General features: G+C 42.6%; 21 protein-coding genes. 10 read left to right on the forward strand and 11 right to left on the reverse strand.

The features are described 5' to 3' along the window. The first annotated feature begins 447 nt into the window (after positions 1 to 447). Complete coding sequence (gene acs / locus B9G53_RS10730; RefSeq protein WP_094532001.1) at positions 448 to 2,418, forward strand: acetate--CoA ligase; 1,971 nt, start codon at positions 448 to 450, stop codon at positions 2,416 to 2,418. Positions 2,419 to 2,449: 31 nt separating this feature from the next. Here the strand turns inward: acs and B9G53_RS10735 are convergent, their stop codons facing one another. The 4 genes from B9G53_RS10735 to purB all read right to left on the reverse strand — a co-directional run bounded on the left by B9G53_RS10735 (position 2,450) and on the right by purB (position 6,887). Then, positions 2,450 to 3,547 carry a lipopolysaccharide assembly protein LapB gene (locus B9G53_RS10735; protein WP_094532003.1) on the reverse strand — a complete coding sequence of 366 codons (1,098 nt, stop codon included), beginning with the start codon at positions 3,545 to 3,547 and terminating at the stop codon, positions 2,450 to 2,452. A 64-nt stretch (positions 3,548 to 3,611) separates the two neighbouring features. After that, complete coding sequence (locus tag B9G53_RS10740) at positions 3,612 to 4,331, reverse strand: pentapeptide repeat-containing protein (RefSeq protein WP_094532005.1); 720 nt, start codon at positions 4,329 to 4,331, stop codon at positions 3,612 to 3,614. A 19-nt stretch (positions 4,332 to 4,350) separates the two neighbouring features. Then, a complete protein-coding gene (gene hemB, locus B9G53_RS10745) occupies positions 4,351 to 5,343 on the reverse strand; it encodes a porphobilinogen synthase (protein ID WP_094532007.1) in 993 nt (330 codons plus the stop codon). 248 nt (positions 5,344 to 5,591) lie between these two features. After that, a complete protein-coding gene (purB, locus tag B9G53_RS10750; RefSeq protein ID WP_094532009.1) occupies positions 5,592 to 6,887 on the reverse strand; it encodes an adenylosuccinate lyase in 1,296 nt (431 codons plus the stop codon). A gap of 353 nt (positions 6,888 to 7,240) precedes the next feature. Here purB and B9G53_RS10755 point away from each other — a divergent pair, with 353 nt between their 5' ends. From B9G53_RS10755 to B9G53_RS10765, 3 genes are read left to right on the forward strand one after another with little or no spacing between them, the layout of a single operon-like run. Then, positions 7,241 to 8,098: a radical SAM protein gene (locus B9G53_RS10755; protein WP_094532011.1), complete on the forward strand. Its 858-nt coding sequence runs from the start codon at positions 7,241 to 7,243 to the stop codon at positions 8,096 to 8,098. Beyond that, positions 8,098 to 9,417, forward strand: coding sequence for a hypothetical protein (locus B9G53_RS10760; protein WP_094532013.1), 1,320 nt, complete (start codon positions 8,098 to 8,100; stop codon positions 9,415 to 9,417). The genes B9G53_RS10755 and B9G53_RS10760 overlap by 1 nt, the downstream gene beginning before the upstream one ends. Further along, a complete protein-coding gene (locus B9G53_RS10765; RefSeq protein WP_094532015.1) occupies positions 9,410 to 9,661 on the forward strand; it encodes an HNH endonuclease in 252 nt (83 codons plus the stop codon). Before B9G53_RS10760 ends, B9G53_RS10765 begins: the two co-directional genes overlap by 8 nt. A gap of 28 nt (positions 9,662 to 9,689) precedes the next feature. Here the strand turns inward: B9G53_RS10765 and cax are convergent, their stop codons facing one another. Next, the gene (cax, locus tag B9G53_RS10770) at positions 9,690 to 10,772 is read right to left on the reverse strand and encodes a calcium/proton exchanger (RefSeq protein ID WP_094532017.1); all 1,083 of its coding nucleotides are present in this window, start codon (positions 10,770 to 10,772) and stop codon (positions 9,690 to 9,692) included. 176 nt (positions 10,773 to 10,948) lie between these two features. Between cax and cobO the strand changes: the two genes are divergently transcribed. After that, positions 10,949 to 11,557, forward strand: a complete 609-nt coding sequence (gene cobO, locus B9G53_RS10775) for a cob(I)yrinic acid a,c-diamide adenosyltransferase (RefSeq protein ID WP_094532019.1) — start codon at positions 10,949 to 10,951, stop codon at positions 11,555 to 11,557. Between the two features lie 164 nt (positions 11,558 to 11,721). Further along, positions 11,722 to 12,810 (forward strand): Gfo/Idh/MocA family protein, encoded by a 1,089-nt coding sequence (locus B9G53_RS10780; RefSeq protein WP_094532022.1) that lies wholly within the window; start codon positions 11,722 to 11,724, stop codon positions 12,808 to 12,810. A 72-nt stretch (positions 12,811 to 12,882) separates the two neighbouring features. Here B9G53_RS10780 and ruvA read toward each other — a convergent pair whose 3' ends face one another. Both ruvA and B9G53_RS10790 read right to left on the reverse strand, forming a co-directional pair. After that, the gene (ruvA, locus tag B9G53_RS10785) at positions 12,883 to 13,527 is read right to left on the reverse strand and encodes a Holliday junction branch migration protein RuvA (RefSeq protein ID WP_094532024.1); all 645 of its coding nucleotides are present in this window, start codon (positions 13,525 to 13,527) and stop codon (positions 12,883 to 12,885) included. After that, the gene (locus B9G53_RS10790) at positions 13,524 to 14,609 is read right to left on the reverse strand and encodes a hypothetical protein (protein ID WP_094532026.1); all 1,086 of its coding nucleotides are present in this window, start codon (positions 14,607 to 14,609) and stop codon (positions 13,524 to 13,526) included. Before B9G53_RS10790 ends, ruvA begins: the two co-directional genes overlap by 4 nt. Positions 14,610 to 15,072: 463 nt before the next feature. Between B9G53_RS10790 and B9G53_RS10795 the strand changes: the two genes are divergently transcribed. Continuing rightward, a complete protein-coding gene (locus tag B9G53_RS10795) occupies positions 15,073 to 16,002 on the forward strand; it encodes an NAD(+) kinase (protein ID WP_094532028.1) in 930 nt (309 codons plus the stop codon). A gap of 92 nt (positions 16,003 to 16,094) precedes the next feature. On the opposite strand, the gene B9G53_RS10800 is transcribed toward B9G53_RS10795, so the two are convergent. Together B9G53_RS10800 and B9G53_RS10805 are read right to left on the reverse strand one after the other, a co-directional pair. Next, the gene (locus B9G53_RS10800; protein WP_094532030.1) at positions 16,095 to 16,685 is read right to left on the reverse strand and encodes a DUF3177 family protein; all 591 of its coding nucleotides are present in this window, start codon (positions 16,683 to 16,685) and stop codon (positions 16,095 to 16,097) included. 327 nt (positions 16,686 to 17,012) lie between these two features. Continuing rightward, entirely contained in the window at positions 17,013 to 17,453 is a 441-nt protein-coding gene (locus tag B9G53_RS10805) for a hypothetical protein (protein ID WP_094532032.1), read from the reverse strand. Between the two features lie 180 nt (positions 17,454 to 17,633). Here B9G53_RS10805 and B9G53_RS10810 point away from each other — a divergent pair, with 180 nt between their 5' ends. From B9G53_RS10810 to B9G53_RS10820, 3 genes are all read left to right on the forward strand, one after another. Then, complete coding sequence (locus tag B9G53_RS10810) at positions 17,634 to 18,122, forward strand: FHA domain-containing protein (protein WP_094532034.1); 489 nt, start codon at positions 17,634 to 17,636, stop codon at positions 18,120 to 18,122. A gap of 13 nt (positions 18,123 to 18,135) precedes the next feature. Beyond that, positions 18,136 to 20,145 (forward strand): FHA domain-containing protein, encoded by a 2,010-nt coding sequence (locus tag B9G53_RS10815; protein WP_094532036.1) that lies wholly within the window; start codon positions 18,136 to 18,138, stop codon positions 20,143 to 20,145. Between the two features lie 480 nt (positions 20,146 to 20,625). After that, on the forward strand, positions 20,626 to 22,206 hold the full coding sequence (locus B9G53_RS10820; protein ID WP_369683001.1) for a cation:proton antiporter: 1,581 nt from the start codon (positions 20,626 to 20,628) through the stop codon (positions 22,204 to 22,206). Here B9G53_RS10820 and B9G53_RS10825 read toward each other — a convergent pair. Together B9G53_RS10825 and B9G53_RS10830 are read right to left on the reverse strand one after the other, a co-directional pair. Then, a complete protein-coding gene (locus tag B9G53_RS10825) occupies positions 22,203 to 22,880 on the reverse strand; it encodes a TrkA family potassium uptake protein (protein WP_094532040.1) in 678 nt (225 codons plus the stop codon). The two genes, B9G53_RS10820 and B9G53_RS10825, sit on opposite strands and share 4 nt — an antisense overlap. Positions 22,881 to 22,987: 107 nt before the next feature. Next, the gene (locus B9G53_RS10830) at positions 22,988 to 24,784 is read right to left on the reverse strand and encodes a GGDEF domain-containing response regulator (RefSeq protein WP_094532042.1); all 1,797 of its coding nucleotides are present in this window, start codon (positions 24,782 to 24,784) and stop codon (positions 22,988 to 22,990) included. Positions 24,785 to 24,795 lie beyond the last annotated feature (11 nt).

The raw sequence follows: 24,795 nt of genomic DNA on the forward strand, positions 1-24,795 counted from the left end.
TTTGTCTCCTCTTCGGCTTCATATTTTAAAGTTTTTTTCTCCCACCTGCCAACGCTATTATTTGCTCCCTGCACCTGTTTCGTAATTGTTTTTCTCATTCCATTACGAGCGGAATGTGGGCTGAGACTAAACAAGAACCCATTCTCTGCAATCACTGTCTGCGTACAGCTACTAATGGTATTAAATGTCAGGGTATCTGTGTTGCTGATAGTGGCTATTAATTATTGATAACATTTCTATCTATCAGCAAATCTTGAAGTGTGACTATATCTAGGAATAACCCCGTAATAGTCTCAGATATTGCTAATCATTGCGGAATTTTACTATTTCTAAATTATAGATTCTCGATAATTTACACTAGGGGCATAACTATCAACAGTATTCTGAAAGGATGAATGATGTGCAGCACTTTGCGCCGCGCATTATCACTCCCCATAACATTAATTTATGTCACAACCAACGATTGAATCAGTTTTACAAGAAAAACGCTTGTTTGAACCATCAGCACAGTTCTCTCAGGCAGCCCATATCAAAAGTCTTGCGGAATATCACCAAATTTACGATCGCGCTAAAGCTGATCCTGCTGCCTTCTGGGCTGAGCTAGCCGATCAAGAACTACATTGGTTTGAGAAATGGCACACCGTTCTCGACTGGCAACCGCCATCGGTGAAATGGTTTGACGGAGGCAAAATTAATATTTCCTATAACTGTCTCGATCGCCACTTGACCACTTGGCGCAAAAACAAAGCGGCTCTAATTTGGGAAGGTGAAAATGGCGACTCGCGCACGTTGACCTATAGCCAATTACATCGTGAAGTTTGTCAGTTTGCCAATGCCCTCAAACAATTAGGAGTCCAAAAAGGCGATCGCGTTGGTATTTATATGCCAATGATTCCCGAAGCAGCGATCGCGATGCTAGCCTGTGCCAGAATCGGCGCAGTACATGGTGTCGTATTTGGTGGTTTTAGCGCCGAAGCTTTACGCGATCGCCTTGTTGATGCCGAAGCAAAACTTGTCATCACTGCTGATGGTGGTTGGCGCAAAGATGCGATCGTGCCATTAAAAGAGCAAGTAGATAAGGCGATCGCCAATGGAGCCGCACCTTCCGTTACCGATGTCTTGGTTGTGAAACGGACAGGTCAAAATACGCATATGACCGCAGGGCGCGATCATTGGTGGCATGACTTACAGCAGGGCGTTTCCGCTAAATGTGATGCAGAGCCAATGGATAGTGAAGATATGCTATTCGTTCTCTATACTTCTGGCAGTACTGGTAAACCAAAAGGAGTCGTGCATACTACGGCTGGCTACAATCTTTATAGCCACATGACCACCAAATGGATTTTTGATCTCAAAGATACCGATGTGTATTGGTGTACAGCCGATGTGGGCTGGATTACAGGACATAGCTACATTGTCTATGGACCATTATCCAATGGTGCAACCACACTGATGTATGAAGGAGCACCTAGAGCTTCTAATCTCGGTTGTTTTTGGGATGTAATTGAGAAGTATCAGGTGAGTGTGTTCTATACCGCACCCACAGCCATTCGCGCCTTTATCAAAATGGGTGAACATCATCCTAATACTCGTGATTTGACCTCACTGCGCTTATTGGGAACCGTCGGTGAACCAATTAATCCTGAAGCTTGGATGTGGTATCACCGCGTGATTGGTGGCAGTCGTTGTCCGATTGTGGATACATGGTGGCAAACGGAAACAGGTGGAATCATGATTACAGCGCTTCCTGGAGCTGTTCCCACAAAACCAGGTTCCGCCACACTTCCATTTCCAGGAATTATTCCTGATATTGTCGATCTTGAAGGTAATCCTGCCCATGAGAACGAAGGTGGCTATCTAATCGTGCGTCATCCTTGGCCAGGAATGATGCGAACGGTTTACGGTGACCCAGAGCGTTTTCGTAATAGTTATTGGGAGCATATCCCCCCCAAGGATGGCAACTATGTCTATTTTGCAGGTGATGGCGCTCGTAAGGATGAAGATGGTTACTATTGGGTAATGGGTCGAGTCGATGATGTAATTAATGTTGCAGGTCACCGTTTAGGAACCATGGAAATCGAATCGGCATTAGTTTCCCACCCTGCGGTTGCTGAAGCTGCTGTGGTTGGTAAGCCTGATGAGTTAAAAGGTGAGGATATCTTTGCCTTTGTGATTCTGGAAGGCGATCGCCAACCTAGTGAAGAACTTGCTAAGGAACTCAAAAAACACGTTGTTGGTGAAATTGGGGCGATCGCCCGTCCGAATGAGATTCGGTTTGCGGAAGCCTTGCCTAAAACGCGATCGGGGAAAATTATGCGTCGCCTCTTGCGATCGCTTGCCTCTGGTCAAGAAATCACCAGCGATACTTCCACTCTAGAAGATCGTTCGATTTTGGATAAACTGCGCGAAGGTGCTTAACAAAAAGAGGCTGTACAACAGCCTCTTTTTGTTATTTGAGGTCTGCTAGGGCTTTACGAGCTTGATTTAAACCATCAATATTGCCCTGTTGATTAAAGAAACGCTCAGCACTTTCTAACATTTTGCGAGCTTCGATCGCCCGTTGTTGAGTCGCTAATAACTTACCTAAAGCTAGATAAGTTGCTGCATCCTCTGGCTCAGCCTCAAGAATTTGACGATAGGCGACGATCGCACCCGATAGAGAACCTTGCTGAATATAAAGATCAGCGATCGCCTTTTGAATCTCGATCAAATTATTAGTAGGAATATTTCTTGCTCCAGCCGCACGGCGCAAGGAGGTGATCGCTTCAGCATAATTGCCCTCACTTTGGAAGACCTTCGCAATAGCAAGATTGGCTTGGGGATGTCGAGGATTGACTTCTAAGGCTCTTTTGTACTTACTGATCGCCTCTTCATATTGATTTTGCTCAGCAAATAAACTACCGATCGCCACCAGTACATCAGCGTCAAAAGGAGCCATCTTATCAGCTTGGTTATAGGCAGCAAATGCACCCTTGCTATCTCCTGAGAGTTTCAAGACATAGCCCAAATTCAGATAGCTCTTAGCTTCTCTGGGCGCAACCGCGATCGCTTGACGATAAATCTTGGCGGCTTCGGCATATTGTTTTTGTTCAGTCAACAAAAAGCCAACACTGTTGTAAGCATCAATATTTTTGCGATCCAAGGCGATTACGCGGCGATAGGCGGTTAACGCGCTGGGATAGTCTTTAATGCGGACATAGACAAAACCTAATGCATTAAATGCTTTGGCATTATTGGCATCTAGTTTGGTGGCTTTATCTAGAGCGGCGATCGCCCCAGAATAGTTATTCTGTTGGGTTAGTAAAAAACCAAGGCTAGTAAAAATGCGCGAGTTTTTCGGCTCCAAATTCGCAGCCTGTTGATAAGCAGCGATCGCCCCTGAAATATTATTGTTTTGCCACAGTTGCCGCCCTTGCCTAATCCATTCGGTTGCATCTTTTTTGGCTTGGGCATAGACACTTTCGGAAATCGGCATAGCGATCGCCCCTGCGATCGCCATTACTAGAGCAAGATTTGTCAGTTTGGTGAGTGAACGAAACAAAGGCATAAGCTTTCTGATTTACGTTAATTAATTTTTATAGTTAGGCGGACAACGCTTGACCATAAAAATTTTATTCTTCTGGTTTTAACTCTTCCATATTAACAAGCATATTAACAAGCTCAACCGAGTTAGGTGCATTACGCGCATCCGTAAAATCCGTACCTTCAATACTCTTAAGCGTCGATAGATAGGTTCCTGTCAAATCTGCACCGATTAACTTGGCATTAGCCAGATTTGCCCAATTTAGCTTGGCATTGGTCAGATTAGCACGGCTAAGATCGGCTCCAGCAAGATTTGCACCCGTTAAATTTGCCCTTGTTAAATCTGCTTCGGTGAGATTTGCCCCACGCAAGTCTGCCCCATTCAGATAAGCTCCCGTCAAAAATGCGTTTGATAAATTTGCCCGACATAGGCGCGATCGCGTAAGGTTGGCACTAGTTAAAAACGCATTACTAAAATTAGTTTCTACTAAGACCGCATCACTGAGATCGGCTTCAATTAAAAATGCTTCGGAGAGATTTGCACCAATTAATGATGCTTGTTCAAGAATAGTGCCATTGAGATTTGCTTGAATCAAAATAGAACCACTCAAATTTGCTCTTACTAAATTCGCCAGATTTAGTTCCACATCTTCTAAATTGGCAATATCAAGAGTTATTTCCTCAAGATCTGATTCAATAAAATTTGCTCCAGACAAATTTGCTCCAGTCAAAATCAATCCGATGAGCGATCGCTTACTAAAGTCGCGATCGCCCAAAGCGTAACTTTCGAGAAGTTCTTTTGCATTCATGATTGATTGACAGATACGATTAGGGACGATAACCCGAAGCAAGCAACTGCGCAACCGACTTGGCATGGTAGGACAAGATAATATCTGCACCAGCACGCTTCATGCTTAACAGAGTTTCAAACATTACCTTCTTCTCATCAATCCATCCGAGTTGCGCCGCCGCCTTGACCATTGCATACTCACCACTGACGTTATAGGCAGCTACAGGTACATTGGTTGCATCTTTTACCTTGGCAATGATATCTAAATAGGCGAGCGCAGGCTTGACCATCACAATATCTGCACCTTCAGCAATATCGAGATAGACTTCCTTAATGGCTTCGCGAGAATTGGCAGGGTCCATTTGATAGGTCTTTTTATCACCAGATTTAGGTGCAGAACCCAATGCATCACGGAAAGGTCCATAGTAAGCAGAGGCATATTTTGCCGAATAGGCGAGAATGCCAACATTTTCAAATCCAGCTTCATCTAGCCCTTGTCGAATTGCTCCAATCCGACCATCCATCATATCGGAAGGAGAAACAAAATCAGTTCCAGCGGCAGCTTGGGAAACAGACATTTTGACTAGAACTTCAACGGTCTCATCATTCAGAATTACACCATTATCATCAATGATGCCATCATGTCCATGGGTAGTGAAAGGATCGAGGGCAACATCGGTAAAAATAATGATATCGGGAACTACTGCCTTAATGGCGCGAACTGCACGCTGTGCTAGTCCTTCAGGATTAAAACTTTCGCTACCAGTGAGATCTTTTTTCTCTTCAGGCACAGCAGGGAAAAGGGCGATCGCCTTAATTCCTAAGGCATAAATCTCTTCTACTTCTTTAACCAATAGATCGAGGGTAAAGCGATAGGCTTCGGGCATGGAGGGAATTTCAACACGATTATTCTCTCCTTCCATCACGAACATAGGATAGATAAAGTCATCTGTTGATAGATGGTTTTCTCTAACGAGGCTACGGACAGAAGGATTACGGCGGAGACGGCGAGGACGATGTGTGAGTTGCATTGATGTTTCTTGACTTTTCTTAATGAATTCGCGTTAAAAACATTGAGTAAAACATTTATTTTTCAGTTATGTATTATACCAGAATCACTAACACTAATTCCAAAAAGAAAAGCAGCACGATGCGATACTTTTCTTAGATAAATACCCAAACGCTTTTGTAAAAGAAAGGCAGCGCTTCGCGTCACTTTCCTTAATAAACACCCAAACTTTTTCGTAAAAGAAAGGCGGCGCATCGCGCCGCCTTTCTTTTAAATACCCAAACGTTGATAGATTTGGTCAAGATTTTTGAGATGCTTATTAGGATCGAAGCAAGCAGCTAACTCTTCTTCAGAGAGGGTTTTCTGCACGGTTTCATCTTCGCTAATCAACTTGCGGAAATCACCGTCGGTTTTATTCCAAGCGAGGTGAGCAGCTTTCTGAACGATCGCGTAGCTATCTTCACGACTCAATCCCTTAGTAACCAATGTGAGCAATACCTGCTGACTGAAGACCACACCACCATAACAATAGAGATTGCGCTCCATGTTGTGGGTATGCACTAAAAGATTTTTGGTTAAGTCTGTGATTTCTCGGAGCATGAAGTGAGTGAGGATGCAGCTATCAGGTAGTAACACCCGTTCTGCTGCACTGTGGGAAATATCGCGTTCATGCCATAGCGCCACGTTTTCCAGAGCGGTTGTCGCATAGCCACGTAACAACCGCGCCATACCCGTTAAACGCTCGGAACGGATCGGATTGCGCTTGTGAGGCATTGCTGACGAGCCTTTTTGTCCTTTGGTGAAATGCTCTTCGACTTCGAGGACATCGGTACGCTGCAAGTTACGAATTTCTACTGCAAAGCGTTCAATCGATGCACCGATTAGGGCTAGTACTTGCGAGAACTCGGCATGGCGATCGCGAGAAATTACCTGTGTTGACGCACAGTCGGGCTGTAGTCCTAGCTTTTGACAGGCGATCGCTTCAATGCGTGGATCGACATTGGCATACGTACCAACAGCACCCGAAATTTTACCGACAGCTATCGTTTTGCTTAAGTTCAATAGGCGATCGCGATGGCGCAACATTTCTGCTAACCAGCCAGCCAACTTAAAGCCAAAGGTAATTGGCTCGGCATGGATACCATGCGTGCGCCCCGACATAATCGTGTAACGATGTTGTTGGGCTTGGTAGCGAATCGCTTGGATGGCTTCTTCTAACTGGGCTTGGATAATTTCTAAGCTATCGACTAATTGCACGGCAAGAGCCGTATCTAGCACATCAGAGCTAGTTAGACCGAGGTGAATATAGCGTCCTGCATCACCTACATATTCATTTACGTTGGTCAAAAACGCGATCATGTCGTGCTTGACCGTTAACTCAATTTCATTAACGCGATCAGCCTCAAAGTTAGCCTTCGCCTTAATTTCTTCGACAGCATCGGCAGGAATATAGCCTAATTCTGCCTGAGCCTCGCAAACGGCGATCTCAACTTGCAACCAAGTTTGGTATTTATGGCGATCCGTCCATAATCGCCCCATTTCGGGTAACGTATAGCGTTCTATCAAAACTTACGCTCTTAAAATAATCACAATTTTTAATTATAGCAAGTTTTTCTAGCTATAGCTAAAACCCAAAAAATTGAGTCTCAATACATATTTCAGGGGAGCAAACATAGTAAATGGCTCAATGCTTTTAGTGATGGGTATTTCAGACATCAAAGACCTCCGAGGCTAAAACTACTACACATCAAGCATTTCAGTCATTTAAGCTGAAACACCTCCCCGAAACACCTATTGAGCATTGATGATTTAGGATTAATGATGATGACTGATGCTCCAAATCTTTCGCGATCGCAATTTCAACGAATTGGGACAGACTTCTCAATTACTGGCTATCTAAACTAATGTGATAGACAACTATGCTGTTCGGAAAAGCTGCAATTTACACTAAAGATGCGAAATCTTTGCTCACCAAGGCAAGCGGATTTATCAATGCTTACGACTTTACTCTAAACCCCTATCAAGGCTGTCAATATGGCTGTAGTTATTGCTATGCAGCAGCCTTTAGCCCAAATCAAAAGCTTAGGAAGGAATGGGGTGACTGGGTAATCATCAAACAAAATGCTGTTGAATTATTGGAATTAGAGTTAGCTCGGTGGAAAAGAAAACACTCAGATACTCCGCCACGTATTTATATGAGTAGCGTTACTGACCCATATCAAGCGATCGAGTCAAAGCAAAAACTGACGAGGCAACTCTTAGAGGTGATGACCGAATTTCAGCCGATACTGGTGATTCAGACTCGTAGTCCGATGATAGTGCGAGACATTGATATTTTGCAAAAGCTGCAATACCTACGAATTAATATTAGTATTCCTACAGGTAGCGAGTCAGTAAGAAAAGACTTTGAACCAAAGTCACCGAGTATTACTGCCAGATTACAAGCTCTTGGTAAGCTTCAACATAGTCTATCTAGTGCCAAATATTCAGTTACAATTACTCCTCTTTTACCCACGTTACCTGAAGATAAGAAAGCCTTTTTACAAAAGTTAGCGATCGCTGAAAGAATTGTCATTCAGCCTTTTCATGCTAACCAAAAGAAGTCATTAGTCGCTAGTACCCGTGAAGAAGCGATCGCTTTGCAATCTAAATATGCTTGGTGGTATGACAATGAAGCAGAACAATATGAGATATTTAAGCAAGAATTGTTGGATTTGGTTAACTTTTCGCCTAATATGGATATAAGGGAAGGAAAAAACGGGTTTGGGTATGATTAATGATTAATTGGTTTAAAAATTGGTGGCGTTCTTACCAGTTTTCATCTGCTTTAAAGGGGGAAAAGTTTAAACTTGCCGAACAAGTATTTCAGGAAATCCAAAAATCTGATGCTAATCTTTCTATTCTAGAATCTCTATATCTAGAAAATCAAAGACTAATTTCTAGTTTAGATATTTATAAAAAAGAGACGCTAGGCTTACGCAAGCGAGTATCAGAAATCCATGAGAGTCAAAGTTTAGTTGCTCTACCTGTTACGACAAAGTTAGCAAATGACACAATTGAAGTTGATTCTGAGATTGTTAGATTTATTTGTCACGAGACAAAATTTAGATTTGAATCTGGAGATACTGAATTTTTACAATTCACAGGAATTGACAATGAAGTTTTTGATGAGTTGGAATCTAAGCTAGCAAATTATATAAATAAGAATCTTAGTCACTATCATCCAGATGAAATTCGATCAGCCTATCAAGAACTTAAAAAAGTTAAATCAGGTAAAGATCCTGATTACAGTTATCCTTTAATTGAATATGTATATTTATTAGAGTATTTCCTAGACAATACTTACTGTAGCTATCTGGCATGGTTTTTAATTTATCGCTCTGGCAAACTAAAAAACAACTTAAAGATTTTAGATGTTGCCGCAGGACATGGAACGATGCTGTATGGGCTGGCAGGCTTAATTGAACGTCTTCATAAGAATGGCTTAGAAACTTCGATACATATTAACTACCATGCATTGGAACAACAAGATTTATTCTTAAAAACGGGTTTAGAATTTTGGCAAGAATATACTTTTGATAATCATCCATCTAGTAATACTTTTTGGAGATTAGACAGTTCTAACTTATTCGATTACTATAAACAAAAAATTGATAATTTACCTATAGAATTTTTTGATTTTATCGTTGTTTCTCACTGTTTCTTCTGGGAGTATGACCGTCGAGCAACTTCTACACAAATCTATGCAGATATTTTTCAAAAGCATCTGGCTAAGGATGGTTATGTTGTCTTGATTATTCAAGAAAGTAAATTATTTTCTCTCTTCGATGAAAAGCAAAAAACAAAACAAATTGAATCAGAAATTATTCAAAGTTTTGTCAAATCATTCTCTTTGAAATTGATTTGGTATAAACGTGTTGACTCAACTCCCACAAGAGATAAAATGAATACTAGCTTCAGCAACTTTGCTCAAGCAAATTTACCTCTTCAAAAATATATCTCTCCTATCAAAAAAGAGTTATTTAATTTACGATTTGATAGTAACTACATAGTAGATGACTACATTATCATTGCCCAAATCCAAAATTATGGCTGACAAAACACCACGTATTAAAATTCCAATTGAGGTTAGGGAAAAAACTTTTGAGCGGAATAATTATCAATGTCAAAGATGTCACAAAATTGACCTTACGGCTAAAAGCTTACAAGTCGATCATATTATTCCCCTCGCTCAAGGTGGAGCTAATGACTTGAGTAATCTCCAAACTCTTTGTGCTAAATGTAATCGAGAGAAAAGCGCCAAACTTGATCCACGCTTTAGGAGATTGTATAGCGATTAAAAAAAAGCGGCGCAATGCGCCGCTTTTTTTAGACTGGTTGAAAATAGAATGCAAAGCCTAAAATTGCATAAGTTGCTACTAGCAAAGAACCTTCTAGCCAATTCGATCGCCCATCGGAACTAATCGAGTTAGCAATCAGTACTGCTACCGCAACCGCTACTAACTCAAAGGGATTAAAGTTTAAATCCATAGGTTGACCCATAAACCAACCGATAATCACAAGCAACGGTGCAACAAATAGTGCAATTTGCATACTTGAACCCACAGCAACCGATACCGATAGTTCCATTTTGTTCTTCATCGCTACCGTAATCGCCGTTGTATGTTCGGCAGCATTACCGATAATTGGCAAGACGATTACCCCAGTAAATAGTTCTGTTAAGCCGAGTTGGGCTGTCGCCTCTTCTAAAGTTCCCACTAAAAGCTCAGATTCCAAAGCAACCAACAAAGTTACTCCCAGTAGAACTGAAATCCATAATTTAAGATTGATTTCCTGTGGATGCCCTTCTTCTTCCTCTACATCATCTGCTTCTGATTTGCCCACGTCATAGAGATAGGCATGAGTTTTCATTGAGAAGAGGAGCGTTAAACAATAAACAACGATCAGCACGATCGCTACCGAGATCGATAGCTTTTGCAAAATTTCTTCACTGATTCCTGCAGTTGTAAAATTTGCGGCTGTTGGCAACAAAATTGCAACTACAGCTAAATTCATCACGGAAGCATTTAATCTCGCCATGGTTGGCTGAAATTCCTGTTCTTTATAACGTAGTCCACCCAAAAACATGGACAAACCCATCACCAGCAACAGGTTTCCAATGATTGAACCCGTGATACTAGCTTTAACCACGCTAGTAAATCCTGCATTCAGAGCCACGATCGCAATGATAAGCTCCGTCGCATTACCAAAAGTCGCATTTAACAAACCGCCCCATGAAGGCCCTAAAACTACCGAGATTTCCTCAGTTGCGGTGCTAAGCCAACCTGCTAGGGGCAAAATTGCGATCGCTGAGGTCACAAACACCAGCGTCGAATTCCATCCTAGCAAGTGACCGATGACCGATATCGGTACAAACGCAAGCAAACCATAGGAGAAGATTTTCTTAAACATATTCAGCCGTTGTAGCGTCAAGGCTAAATATACCAACAAAACCCAAAAAAGTTAGGGTCGGTTGCGAAGCAACCGACCCTAACTTTTTTGGGTTTAATTTTTTCTAAGCATTATGACGGTTGCGATAAAATGTTTTAGCAACTCAATGCTTGACTGCCGCTCAACAGGAATCCTTTATGACTGAACTTACTGCCGAACAACATCGCACCAAGATGCAACGCCGCCAAGAGGTACAACATCAGCGAGTCGCAGAGCGTAAACTCGAAAAAGGGCTGATTATTATCAACACTGGTGATGGCAAGGGTAAAACTACAGCCGCTTTGGGGATGGTATTGCGATCGCTAGGGCATGGATATAAAGTTGCGATCGTCCAATTTATCAAAGGTGCATGGGAACCTGCGGAAAAGAAAGTTTTTGAAATGTGGCAAGATCAACTTGTTTTTCAGGCTTTGGGTGAAGGATTTACATGGGAAACTCAAGACCGCGATCGCGATATTGCCAAAACTAAAGAAGCTTGGGAAGTGGGACTAGGCTACATTAAAAATCCTGAATACAAGCTTGTTCTCCTTGACGAGGTAAATATTGCTCTCAAATTAGGCTATCTCGATGTTGAGACCGTGATTGCTGGTTTAAAAGAGAAACCTGCTGATTCCCATGTGATTCTCACTGGTCGTGGTGCTCCTGCGGAACTAATTGAAGTTGCTGATTTAGTAACGAGAATGGAACTTGTCAAACATCCTTTTAGAGAGCAAGGTGTCAAAGCTCAAGCAGGAATAGAGTTTTAGAAAGAGTGCAAAGCACTCTTTCTAAAGTGGTTTCTTATTTAAAATTTACCCCACCCTAACCCTCCCCTTGCAAAGGGGAGGGAATAAGATTTCTAGTTTTCCCCCTTTGCAAGGGGGAATTAAAGGGGGTAAGTCCGACTCAAATCATTCAAACAATAAAAAATATGTCAAAAATTGGTGTTGGTATTATTGGAACAGGATTTGGACAGATTATCCATATTCCTGCTCTACAGATTCATCCTGATACAGAAGTTGTGGCGGTGTACCATCGCGATCGCCTCAAAGCTCAGCAAATAGCTGATAAATTTAATATTCCTCACGCTTGCGATCGCCTTGAAGATTTACTTGCACTGCAACAAGTCCAAGCTGTCACCATCTCCACACCGCCAAGTTTTCATTATGAACAGGCAAAAGCCGCGATCGAGGCGGGCAAGCATATTTTGCTAGAAAAGCCTGTGACCATGAATTTTCAAGAAGCGATCGCGCTTTATCGTCTTGCTCAAGAACGTCAAGTGATCACTGCTACCGATTTTGAATTTCGTTGTGTTCCGCAATGGCGATACTTCAAACATCTACTAGATCAGAATCATGTGGGTAAAAAAAGACTAATTCAAATTGATTGGCTAGTGCAAGGACGCGCCGATCCAAAGAGGGTATGGAATTGGTATAGCCAAAAAGATTTTGGTGGTGGTGCATTAGGTGCGATCGGTTCCCATGCCTTTGATTATGTACGTTGGTTATTTGGCGATATTAAAAGTCTTTCTGGTCAACTCAGCACAGGTATTACTGAACGCCCAGATGCTGATGGTGTTATGCGTCCTGTCGATGCCGATGATACCTGTAATATTCTCTTAGAGCTTGCTGATGGAACTCCCTGTAATATTTCTCTGAGTACTGTCACCTATCGCGGCCGTGGGCATTGGCTGACGGTTTATGGTGAAAATGGAACTCTTGTATTGGGTAGCTCCAATCAATCGGATTATGTGCATGGCTTCAGTTTGCGACAAGGCAAAATTGATCGCACCGACATGGAAATCTTGCCGATTCCGCCCGAATATGAACTTCCAAAAACCTATACTGATGGTCGGCTTGCGCCTGTGCTGGCTATATGCGATCGCTGGGTTAAGTCAATTCAATCAGGTCAACCAATGACTCCGAGTCTTTATGAAGGTGCATGGTCACAGTTGCTCATGGATTTAACCCAAGAGTCTCACCAGCAAAGGAAATGGATAGATATCCCTTTATCAATCTAAATGACTGGAGTATTGGCATGGTGATTTAATCATCTGATTTGCCCGCGAAGCGGGCAAATCAGAACCTTTTAATTATCGAGATAACCAAGCGATCGCTTCTTTAATCCATGCTTCGATATCTTGAGTTTTGGCAAGAATCGGTAAACTGGCGATCGCATTGAGGGCATTACTAATTTCTGTGGGTGTATAGCCTAGAGCTAGCAAAGTCATTTCGACCTCTTCCTGCACTGCCACACTAACTACACTCCCAACGGAACTGATCGCCCCAACCTGAGCTAAGCGCCAATCCGCAAGTTTTGTCTTTAATTCTAGAGCCAATCTTTCCGCCGTTTTTGTGCCGACCCCTGGGGTTAAACTCAATACTCTTGTATTTCCTGAAACGATCGCCTTAACCAGATCTTGAATTCCTAAACTGTTTAATAGAGCCAAACCAACTTGAGTGCCGATTCCTGAAACGCTAATTAATTGGCGAAATAGCTCACGCTCAGCAAGAGTGGGAAAACCAAACAATGTCATTTGATCTTCGCGGACGATGAGATGCGTAAATATTTGCGTCTCTTCTCCTACGAGTGGCAATTTATTTGCAGCGCTAGCCGTGATTTGGATATCGTAACCCACACCCTGAACATCAAGGGTGAGCCAATAGGAAGGCGTATTTTTTCGAGAACTATCCGATGCCTTACAAGTCGCGATCGCACCACGCAGGAAACCAATCATCGGCGTGGCAAAGGGGGAAACTGAGGAAGTTGTACAGCAGCAAGAGAAGTCACCGCTTTACGAGGGTTAGCATTAGCGATCGCTAGCTGAGTATCTTCTTCACTTCCATCATTCACAGGACTATTAGCATTACCATACAGAGCTTGCATAAACTTGGGCGTGGCAACAGTAGAAGCCATTGTTGAGTTGGTTACAGCAGAGCTTGAAGAAATTAGGGAATTAGCTAATTCGTCGGTGGTCGTATTTTTACCCGTAGCGATCGCCTGTTGCTCTGGGTGCTTCTCAATGCGCCAATTAACCATAGATTGCTCGTTGGACTCCGCAACAACCTGTAACGGTGGTAAGTTAGGGGCGATCGGTGAACCTTGCGAAGCTTTATGTGGTCTTACAATCAAGGGCGAAATCGGTTGATTTTTGGCAGGCATGGATAACTGAAGAGGTTCTTCAACTACTTCAGGCGATTGTAATTCTGAAACAAATGGCTTTAGTTCTTGAGGTGGCTCTAGCTCAATTGGTTGAGGTGCAGGTACGATTTTGACCACATTTTGCATTGGGGAATCATTGTTCGCCTCAACGGGAGTAATCTTTTCATCGGCAAGTTTGGCGATCGACCAAGACTCTAATGCTGAGAGTGCCATGTCATTAAGAGCCATGTCATTAGGTGCAGGTGTCGAGGTGTCGAGGCAGCGTTCGAGGGCTGCTTTTAGTTGTGAGGTGTGATGTTGTTGACGCTTGAGGCGATCGCGCAATTCATCACAATTAGTATGCACATCTTGCAATTCACGTTCCAGTTGGTCGATACGTGATTGCAGGGTTTGGGTCAGGGTTTCCTGTCTTTGAATGACTAGCTGCGACAGTTGCAGTTGCTCTTGAGCCTGACGCAACAAAATTTGCGCTTGCTGACTACGCTCATTGCAAAATTGTAGCTCTTGCTCTAAGACTTGTCTGGGCAAGGCGTTGAACAGAGTTGTTGGCTCACCGAGTACATTTGGAGATACACTCTGAAGCGGGGTTTGCGGCTCTGGCATTGATGGACTAATGCTCTCTTGTGATGATGAATCGCCAAATCCTGCCTGACTCATGACTTACCCTTCACACCAAGAATTTTACCTAGTGTCAAATCTTAGCTCAAAAATTTGTTTTTTGTATCATTAATTTTCATGAATTGAAAAATATTCATAACAATTACGACAATACTGATCATAAAAGAGACATATTCCGCCATCTCTTATGGACAAAATCAAATCTCAAGAAGAGAAGAGCGGCACAAAGTGCCGCTCTTCAAAATCCAAGAATTAGTGAGGCGGCGCGAAGCGCCGCCTCACTAATTCTTGGCGGAGAAAGGATTACCACAAGCGACATCAGCTATAACGAGCGATAAATAAAGAGTTGACATAGAGATTTAGAATTAGGTTAAGTAGCTAAGTGCAATTAAATATAAAAGCTAAAACTTGTGTTTTGAGCTAAATCCTGAGCTACAGGTTTTAGCTCAAAATACTTAGAGCGAAGTTGGTCAACCATATAATCCCAATTTGAGGGGAACCTGTGAAGATTAGTAAAGCAATCATTGCCTATAAGTCGGGTAGTCAAATTGGCAAAATGTGGGCTGAGCGATGTAGCTGTGAGTTAGAAGAACTTGGGGTCAAAGTATTAATTGGTCCAACAGGCGCAACTGATAATCCCTATCCTGTCTTTCTCGAATCCATGCACCAAGATATTGATCTTGCGATTGTTTTAGGTGGAGATGGCGCAACTTTGGGCGCAGCTAGATATTTGGCAAGACTTGAGGTTCCGATTTTAGCGATTAATGTCGGCGGACATTTGGGATTTCTCACACACTCGATTGAGGAATGTGAAAATACTGTAGAGATCTGGCAACGGCTTTTGTCCGATCGCTTTGCGATCGAGCGACGAATGATGCTGGAGGCAAAAGTAGTAACTGTTGATGAAGGCTTAGGTACTCGATTAGGTCAGCCTTGTGGACCCTTTTTATGTCTCAATGAGATGTGTGTGAAGCCAGCTTCGCCTGATCGCATGGTCACGGCGGCGCTAGAACTAGAAATTGATGGTGAGGTGGTCGATCAATATCATGGCGATGGGTTAATTGTGGCGACCCCCACTGGTTCAACTTCTTATACTGTGGCGGCAAATGGGCCAATTGTACATTCAGGAATGCACGCGATCGCGATTACACCGATTTGTCCTTTGAGCTTATCAAGTCGAGCGATCGTGATTCCGCCCAAATTAACCGTAAGCATTTGGCCGCTGTCTACCGATGACTTTAGTTTAAAGCTATGGACTGATGGCGTAATTGCCACATCAATTTTGCCTGGGCAGAGAGTAGATATCCAGATGTCAGAGTGTCAAGCTCAGTTTATTGTCCTGCGAGAAGAATATTCCTACTATCAAGCATTACGGCAAAAGCTGCTGTGGGCAGGTGCAAGGGTGCGTTATCCCAATCAATATAGAAACTAGAAGAGGGCGCTTAGCGCCCTCTTCTGGTTAAAAAAAGAGTTGCGAAGCAACCCTTTTTTTATGGTTTGGATTGAAGCGCAAAGCGCTGTAATTTAGTCACGAAATGCAATTCGACCTGTTTTTGGTAAGCTAAAAGCAAGAAAGACAAATAAATACAAGATATAGACAATTCCCCCAACCGCACCCGCAAACGCTAAATTTTCGACAGGTACACCATTATGAAATGTGGTGCTAAAACTTAGCGGTGGCTCAAACCAAATTTTGCAAATATCGCTTAATTGCTCAGCATTCATAAATGCACAATTAGTGAACAGTAGCCTAAATACGGCACTTAGAGAGCAGTAAACCGTTGTCGCCCAGCGCCATCCTAAATAAATAGGGGTAAGACTTTTGCGTGAAGCTTCAATATCTTCATTGAGATCTTGCCAAAACCAAAGCGCGAGAACGATTAAAATCGCAGCCAAAATTCCTGATATATAAGATATGCCTAAACTACCGATCGCTAAGTAAATCGTAATCAATACCAAACTCGCAACACGCCAATATAAAAGTAGCGATCGCTTGATTGCTTCACTATCACTTCGTAAAGCCCAGACTAATAAACCGAAGGGGATAAAAACAAGAAACAGCAGAGCTAATCGGTAGTCTAGCCATACAAGTTGACGAATAAGGGTTGCATCCATAAAGACAAAAAATTCTGACCAGATCTTCCAGTTTATGTTACTATACTAACTTGCAATAAATAAGCTCAAATAAGTAGCTATCTTGTAGCTATGTTTTTCTAAAACTCTGTAAAACAGCAACAAAAATAGCGAGACTCAAACTTGTTAGTTCAAATCTCGCTGCAAATGGGCTTAACGAAACATCTATGTTGCTGTTTTTAGATTCTCAAATAAGTATAATTTTCACATCAGCTAAATAGCTTAAACAAAAAACAAAGGGAACGCTAAGCGTTCCCTTTGTTTTTAAAGAAAGCGCTAAAGATTATTGTTGTGAAGCAACAATAATCTTTAGCGCTTTCTGGTTTTAAACCATTCGCCTCCGTGAAATCGCCAACGCGGAAAGATGACTCGCATGAGTGTTTGTGAGGCTGTAAATACGGCTAGCCAAATACAAGAATAGTGGAGTAAAAATTTGTCGAGGGGAATATTCGCACTCAACCAGCTAATTTTCAAGATACTACTAATCAAAAATTTGAAGGGAACATAAAAGAAAAAGGCTTCCCAAATTCCTGCGGCTAATTGTAATATTGCTGACCAATCGTGATCCCAACGGAGAGTTTGCAATTGGTTGTAAACAATATCCCACATACATCCTAAAACGGCGATCGCGAGGAGGACTTGAAAATAGAGCGATTCACCATTGAGGCTAAAGGGAATGGTGACGAGTACTCCCAATGTTCCCAACAGTAAGATCCGAGTTTGCCATCTTCCGATTAATGTAGGAGTCATATCTTATTCTAAATAGTTGATGAGATTGCGTCCCTTTGGGACGCAATCTCATCAACTATTTAATCTCATAAATTGGAATTTTTTTGTTTTTTGTAGGAGCGTCCCCAAGGGGTACTCATACAAAAAACTTGAGGATTGCTATATATTTGAAATCAAACAGCTTTGGCTTTGTAAGTAATTATGTCGGAACTAACTTTGGCTTGGTTAGAAGCAGGAATTACCAAAAGTTATAGGATTAGTCTGACAATGACTCGAATTGGGCGCGATCCTGCTCGGTGCGATTTAGTTTTGACGCATCCCACCGTCTCAGGGTTACATGTGGTGATTTATTTCGATCCCCAAAAACAGAGCTTTTGGATTAGAAATATGCGTGAATCTAATCCTCCTGTAATTGATGGTCAACGTTTATTGAGTGGGGAAGTTGAATTAAAGATTAATAGTGCGATCGCTTTAGGTCAACAAATATTACAAGTCACCACAATTGAGATTGATCCACCAAGTCAAGCACCGATTTCTCGCAATCCAGATCATGTATATGGATTGCAATGCCCCAATTTAAAATGTGCCAAAATTTCTTCCTATGAGCGAATTACCTTAGTATGTCCTTGGTGTGGTACTTCACTAGCGGGAGCAGCGAGTAGTATTTTACCGTCTCAATCTGTCTTATAAAGATTTGAAACCTATGCAGATTTCTGTTCAATTAAGTTGGTTAGAAATAACAACCAATCAGCCGCAATCTTTGCAACTGAATTTACCGATCGCCATTGGTAAAGATGTAACTTCATTGCCAGAGAGCATAGATGGACATCAAGTAGCACAGGTGATATTAGGCGATCGCTCAGTGTCTCGATACCATGCATTGCTAATGCTTGAGCAGGGAAATGTATTGGTAATCGATCAAAATAGTACTAATGGAATTTTAGTTAATGGAGTTTTGGTTGGTCGGGGAATGGAACTTCGCAAGGTGCTAGCCACTGGTGATCGCCTCACAATTGGACGATATGAAATAGCGATCGCCTTTGATGTGCCTGCTATAAGTCAACCAACTACTACAGGATCGCCAAATAACACTGTTAAATCATCATCCGCAAATCCCACGATTTTATTTAATCCCGAAACAGGTTTACCCCAAGCGAATGTCACTCAGCCAAGTTTAGCTAGTTCTTCTAATTTCCCTCCAGACTTCTTTCAATTGCCAGTCGTGGAAGTGCAGTCACTACACCGGACAGGGCTGCCTGTGCATGAAACGACTTACGGCGCGATCGGGGGAGGATTAGGAAGTTATATTTGGGTGGATTATCTACGGATTTTTGGTGTAGCTGCTGATCAAATTGTGGCGTTAGGCTTGGAGCCTCAACCCTATGCAAGGTATAAACGGCTGTGCCTCAATTCACAAATTCCTTTATATGAGAGGTTGCGCTCTAATTCTGATTCTTGTCCAGATAATATTTGGGGATTTCCTAGTTATGCATGGCGTGAGGCTTGGCATGATTTTACTCGCGGCAGGATTAATCAGGCTTGCAAATACCTTTGGCAGGTGTTTGCGGAACCTGATCTAGCAGAAACCTATACACCAAGATCTGGAAATGTGTTTGACTCCATTGATCGCGAGGTTCATCGGATTGGTTGGGACAAGATCTATCGCTATGGGCGGGTGCGATCGCTACGGAAAACCAATGATGGACGCTATGCGATCGCCTATTCACTTGGGCAGGGGCATCATGCTTTTTTAGTTGCTAAGTATCTGCATTTAGCGATGGGTTATGCCGCCATTCAGTTCTTGCCAGATCTACAAACTTACCGTAGCCAGACAGAAGACTTTCGTGCCGTGGTCAATGGCTATGAGGAGCATGAACATATTTATCAACATCTAGAAAGTCATGGCGGTACTGTATTAATCCGTGGACGTGGCATTGTAGCCTCGCGAATCGTGCAACGTATTCATGAAGTGAGTCAGCGATCGCCACAGCAAAAAATCAATCTCTTACACCTGATGCGATCGCCGAAAGCAAAAGGCAATAGTTATGGTAGCGCTCAACGTCCTGTCGAAAACCACTATGAATTTCAACCCTTTAACTGGCCAAAAGCTTGTTGGGGTGGGGATTTGCGTGCTGTTCTTGAAGAGGCTGATCCGCAGACTCGACAAACTTTGCTCAAGGATTGGGGCGGCACAACTACAGCCGATCGCCATGACTGGAAACAGATTGTGCAAACGGGCTTGAATGAAGGTTGGTATCAAATTACCTTTGGGGCTGTCGAAAAGGTGGAACAACTCCCAGATCGGCGCACTGCTACATATATCCGTCCGCACCAAATGGAAGGAATTTTGCAGTTAACAGCCGACTTTATTATTGATGCCACAGGTTTAGATGCGAAGGTGCAAACTAATCCAATTTATGCCGATTTGCTTGATTGCTATCAGATACCGATCAATGCTTTGGGTAGATTAAATGTGACCAATGACTTTGAGATTGCTGAGCTTCGCAATAATGATGGTGGTAGAGTCTATGCATCGGGAGCAGCAACGTTAGGGAATTCCTATGCCGCAGTCGATAGTTTTTTAGGTTTGCAATTTGCAGCACTGCGATCGGTTGATAGTTTAGTTGCGGCTCGCGCTCCCCATTTGCATAATCTCAATGGCTGGCGATCGTTTTCTCAATGGGTGAAATGGGTAAAAAATCAGTCACCTTAAGAAACTCATGTTACGCAGAGTGAATATCTGCCCTCATCCCCCAGCCCCTTCTCCCAGAGCGGGAGAAGGGGAGCAAGAGAAATAAAATATTAGTTTTTCTGGTTCCCCTCGCCCTTAATGGGAGAGGGGCTAGGGGTGAGGGTATCAGCAACTTCTGCGTAACATGAGTTAAGAAAGCATTTAGAAACCATTTAAGAATTGTATTTTTAGCCCCCCTAGCCCCCCAATTCTGGGGGGAACCATATTTAAGTCCCCCAGAATTGGGGGATTTAGGGGGCTAAACACCTAGAGCTTTAAACAAGATTTTAAAGGTCATGTAATTCTTAAATGGGTTTTAAAAGTGTTGCTTAGCAACACTTTTAATAAAAATATTGGGGTTTACTGAAACCCAAAGTGTTGTAGTTTTGCCCTATATATTCCCCAAATCCCTCAAATATTGTGATTCGTTATCTTTTTATTAATACTTTAACCAGTCCTGCATTGCAGCCGACAGCTCCGACAACTACCAGTGAATTTACGGGACTAGTAAGCACATTAATCATTCTGCTGATCGTAGCCACAGCCGTTGCTTTGATTACTAGACGCTTGCGGATTTCCTATGTTGTTGGTTTAGTGTTAGCAGGCTTAGCGATTCCCAAACAGATATTACCAGCTTCCATCGGCTTAGATCCTGAGGTAATCTTAAATCTGTTTTTGCCGATTTTAATTTTTGAAGCCTCGATAAATACCGATATCAGTAGACTTCGCGGCACGATTAAGCCAATTTTGTTACTGGCTGGTCCTGGCGTAATTCTGTCTGCGACGATCACAGCGACATTACTCAAGTTTGGTATTAACCTTGCATGGATTACAGCCTGTGCGGTAGGAGTGATCTTAACGATTACGGACACGGTTTCGGTGATTGTCGCTTTTAGAAATGTGACTGTACCGCGACCACTTGCGACCATTGTAGAGGGGGAAAGCCTTTTTAATGATGGAATTGCCTTAGTTTTACTCAGTATAATCACCACAATTTTTACTAAGGGTTCATTCACTATTGGAGAAGGAGTTCAGCAAATTTTTATTGCCTTTGTTGGTGGTAGCGTTTTGGGATTGGGACTGGGATATCTCTGTGTGGGCTTATTTCAGCAGTTAGATGATGCGTTGAGTAATATTTTATTGACAGTTGCTGTATCGTTAGGGACTTTCCAGATTGGGCATTCTCTAGGAGTTTCCAGTGCGATCGCAGTAATGATTGCGGGATTAGTAATCGGGAATCTTGGATTTCGCCAAACCTCGGCTCCCACGGAAGTGAGTTTGGTCAATTTCTGGGAATATGCCGCCTTTGGTGCGAACACTTTTATATTTTTACTTGTGGGGATTGAAGTTAATCCTGTGAGCCTATATAACACTGCTCCAGCAGCACTATTCGCAATTCTCGCATATCAAATTGGGAGAGTTGTGGCAATCTATCCATTACTATACTTACTTAGCTTCTTTGATCGTCCTATTCCGCTGCGGTGGCAACATGTCTTGATTTTAGGAAATGTCAAAGGTTCCCTATCGATGGCACTCACTTTGAGTTTACCCTTTGGTTTGCCAGAGCGAATGCAAGTGATTACTCTAGTTTTTAGTACAGTGCTACTTTCATTAGTAGGACAAGGGTTGAGTTTATCTTGGCTAGTGAAACGGTTAAATTTATCGCAGCCATCACCAACTAAACAGCAAATCGAATCTCTGCAACTAAATCTCATCGCCTCAAAGGCTGCTCAAAGGGAATTAGCGAGTTTGTTAGAGTCAGGGAGTCTTCCAAAATCTCTATACGAAGAATTATTTGCCAGCTATCAGGCAAGAATTGCATCCTCAGAGCATGAACTGCGAGATCTGTATAATCAAACAACGATCGCTGACTTAGACAATGACGAAGATCAGCAACATTTAGGGGGAATCCACCGCCGACTTTATCTTGCTGAGAAAGTGGCGATCAACGATGCACTCCGTAAAGGGTTGCTTTCCGATGATGCTGGTCAAGCCTATCTCAAGATACTCAACGAGAAACTTTTATCCTTGAAAGATGATTAGGAACATAACCCCATGAAATCAAGCAGTTGCTTGACAAGACTAGGTTTAGTGACTACTAAAATTGTGGAACCTCCTTCCAGCATGGTGCTGCCATTGGGAACCATTAGATCTTCATGGGGATGGGCTTGATAGCCAATGATCAGAGTACCTGTGGGGAAGTGCGGATTTTGAGCGATTTCGGCAACGGTGCGATTTACAATTGAGCATAACTGTGGAATGGATAGCTTGATTACTTCCACTTGACCTTGCTCAAAGTGCATCATCGCATCAACTTGAGGATATTCGATCGCATTGACAATCCGTGAAATCGCTAACTCAGCTGTGCCGATAATATGCGTTGCTCCAGCCAGTTCATAGGGTTCGGCAAAGTCGCGATCGCTCATTCGCACCATAATTTGTGATACCCCGTAATGCTTGGAAAGGGTGACCATAGCGAGATTAAGGGCATCTTCGCGTAGGGCGGCAATAAAAGTATGACATTTGCGAATTCCTGCCTCTAGTAATACGGTTGTGTTGACGGCACTACCTTCAAAAGCCATCACCCCAATTTTTTCACGGGCATATTGACATGCCATCGGATCGGTGTCGATAACGGCGATCGTATGCCCCATATTGAGCAGGGTTTTTGCTAGGTCTAAGCCCATCATGCCTGCACCACCAATGAGAATGTACATTGTGAATCCTCGATTAAGATTAAAAGTGCTGCTTTGCAGCACTTTTAATCTTAATCGAGGATTCACTTGAATCTAAACCCTGAAAAGATTACGGTGACAGATATAAATTAAAAACCTGTAATCAATAAATTTTTGGCAGCATTAGCCTCAACAGGTCTAGAGAAGAAATATCCTTGGCAAAACTCACACTTTAATTCGCGGATCTGATCGAGCTGATCTTGAGTTTCTACACCTTCGGCGATCGTAAACATGTCCAAACTCTTAGCCAGTGCAATAATCGCCCTAATAATCTCCGTGTTTTTGCCATTTTTGCCAATTCGCATCACAAAAGAGCGATCAATCTTGAGATGATCAATGGGGAGGCGATGCAGATAACTCAACGAAGAATAGCCCGTCCCAAAATCATCAATACTTAATTGAATCTGCCGATCGCGTAGTTGGGAGATAATTTTGCCCGCAAATTCAGCATTCTCCATAATGTCGCTTTCGGTGATTTCTAACCTTAAAGAATTTCCTGTAATTCCTGTTTCCTGAAGAACGTGATCAATCTGCGCGAGCAAATCAAAGCTCATAAAATGCTTCACAGACAGATTGACATTCATCGTTAAGGACGCATCCGCAAGCCCTTCATCTCGCCAACTACGCAACTGCTGACAGGCTTGTTGTAATACAAATAAGTCGATCGCCATTACTAGTCCCGTCTCTTCGGCGATCGGAATAAACTTACTGGGATCAATTAGCCCTTTTTCTGGATGTTTCCAACGTACTAGCGCTTCAAAAGAATCAATTTGGTTATTATTTAAATTAATGATCGGCTGATAATAAGCTACCAATTCATGACGCTCTAAGGCATGTCTAAGATCAGATTCTAGCTGAAAGTTATGCAGTGCGCGGCTATGCATAGTTTGCTCAAACATTTGATAGCAAGCTTTGCCATTTGCTTTAGCCCGATACATGGCAGTGTCAGCATCACGCAAAATATGTTCGGGTTGCTTGTAAATATCACTACCCATAGCAATGCCAATACTGACATTTGTAAATACTTGATAGTCTCCAATTTGAAAGGGTGCTGCTAATTCATGGAGGATACCATTGGCGACTTTGATCGTATCAGAGGGCTTTTCGATATCTTGCAACAAGATCGCAAACTCATCTCCTCCCAGACGACAAAGCATTGTGCCTGGCCGCAGACAAAGTTCAATTCTTCTGGCGATCGATACCAATAGCTGATCGCCCACTAAGTGTCCTAGAGAGTCGTTAACCGCTTGAAAGCGATCGCAGTCTAAGAACAAAACTGCAAAATGATAACCTGACTGTTGGTGGACTTGTTGAAGTAACTGCTCCAAACGCTTCATAAACCAAGTTCGATTGGGCAACCCTGTGAGGACATCGTGCAGGGCTAAATGCAATAGTCGCTCTTGGACTTGCAAGCGCTCGGCAATTTCCTGCTCTAACTGGGCTGTTCTCTGGCGGACTCGCTGTTCGAGTTCGGTATTGAGTTGACTAATTTCTTTTTGAGCAGCCCTTAAACTTAAATGAGTTTGGATACGAGCTAAAACTTCTTCTAGCTGAAATGGTTTGGTGATATAGTCTACGCCACCAACACTAAAAGCTTTTACTTTGTCTAATACTTCATCTAAGGCACTTAAGAAAATTACAGGAATATCGCAGGTCTGTTCGTTAGCTTTTAGTCGCTGGCAAACTTCATAGCCATCGATATTCGGCATCATAATATCTAGCAAAATTAGATCGGGCTTGGCGGCTTCAGCCACAGTTAGCGCCATTAACCCTTCAGTGACGCTACGGACTTTATAGCCTTGCTCTGTCAAAGTTGTCGATAGAAAGCGCAAGTTATTCGGCATATCATCGACTATTAATATATCGCCACTATAATTTCTAGTCATTATTTAGCCGC

Source organism: Pseudanabaena sp. SR411 (assembly GCF_002251945.1).
In the GTDB taxonomy this organism is placed as follows: Bacteria; Cyanobacteriota; Cyanobacteriia; order Pseudanabaenales; family Pseudanabaenaceae; genus Pseudanabaena.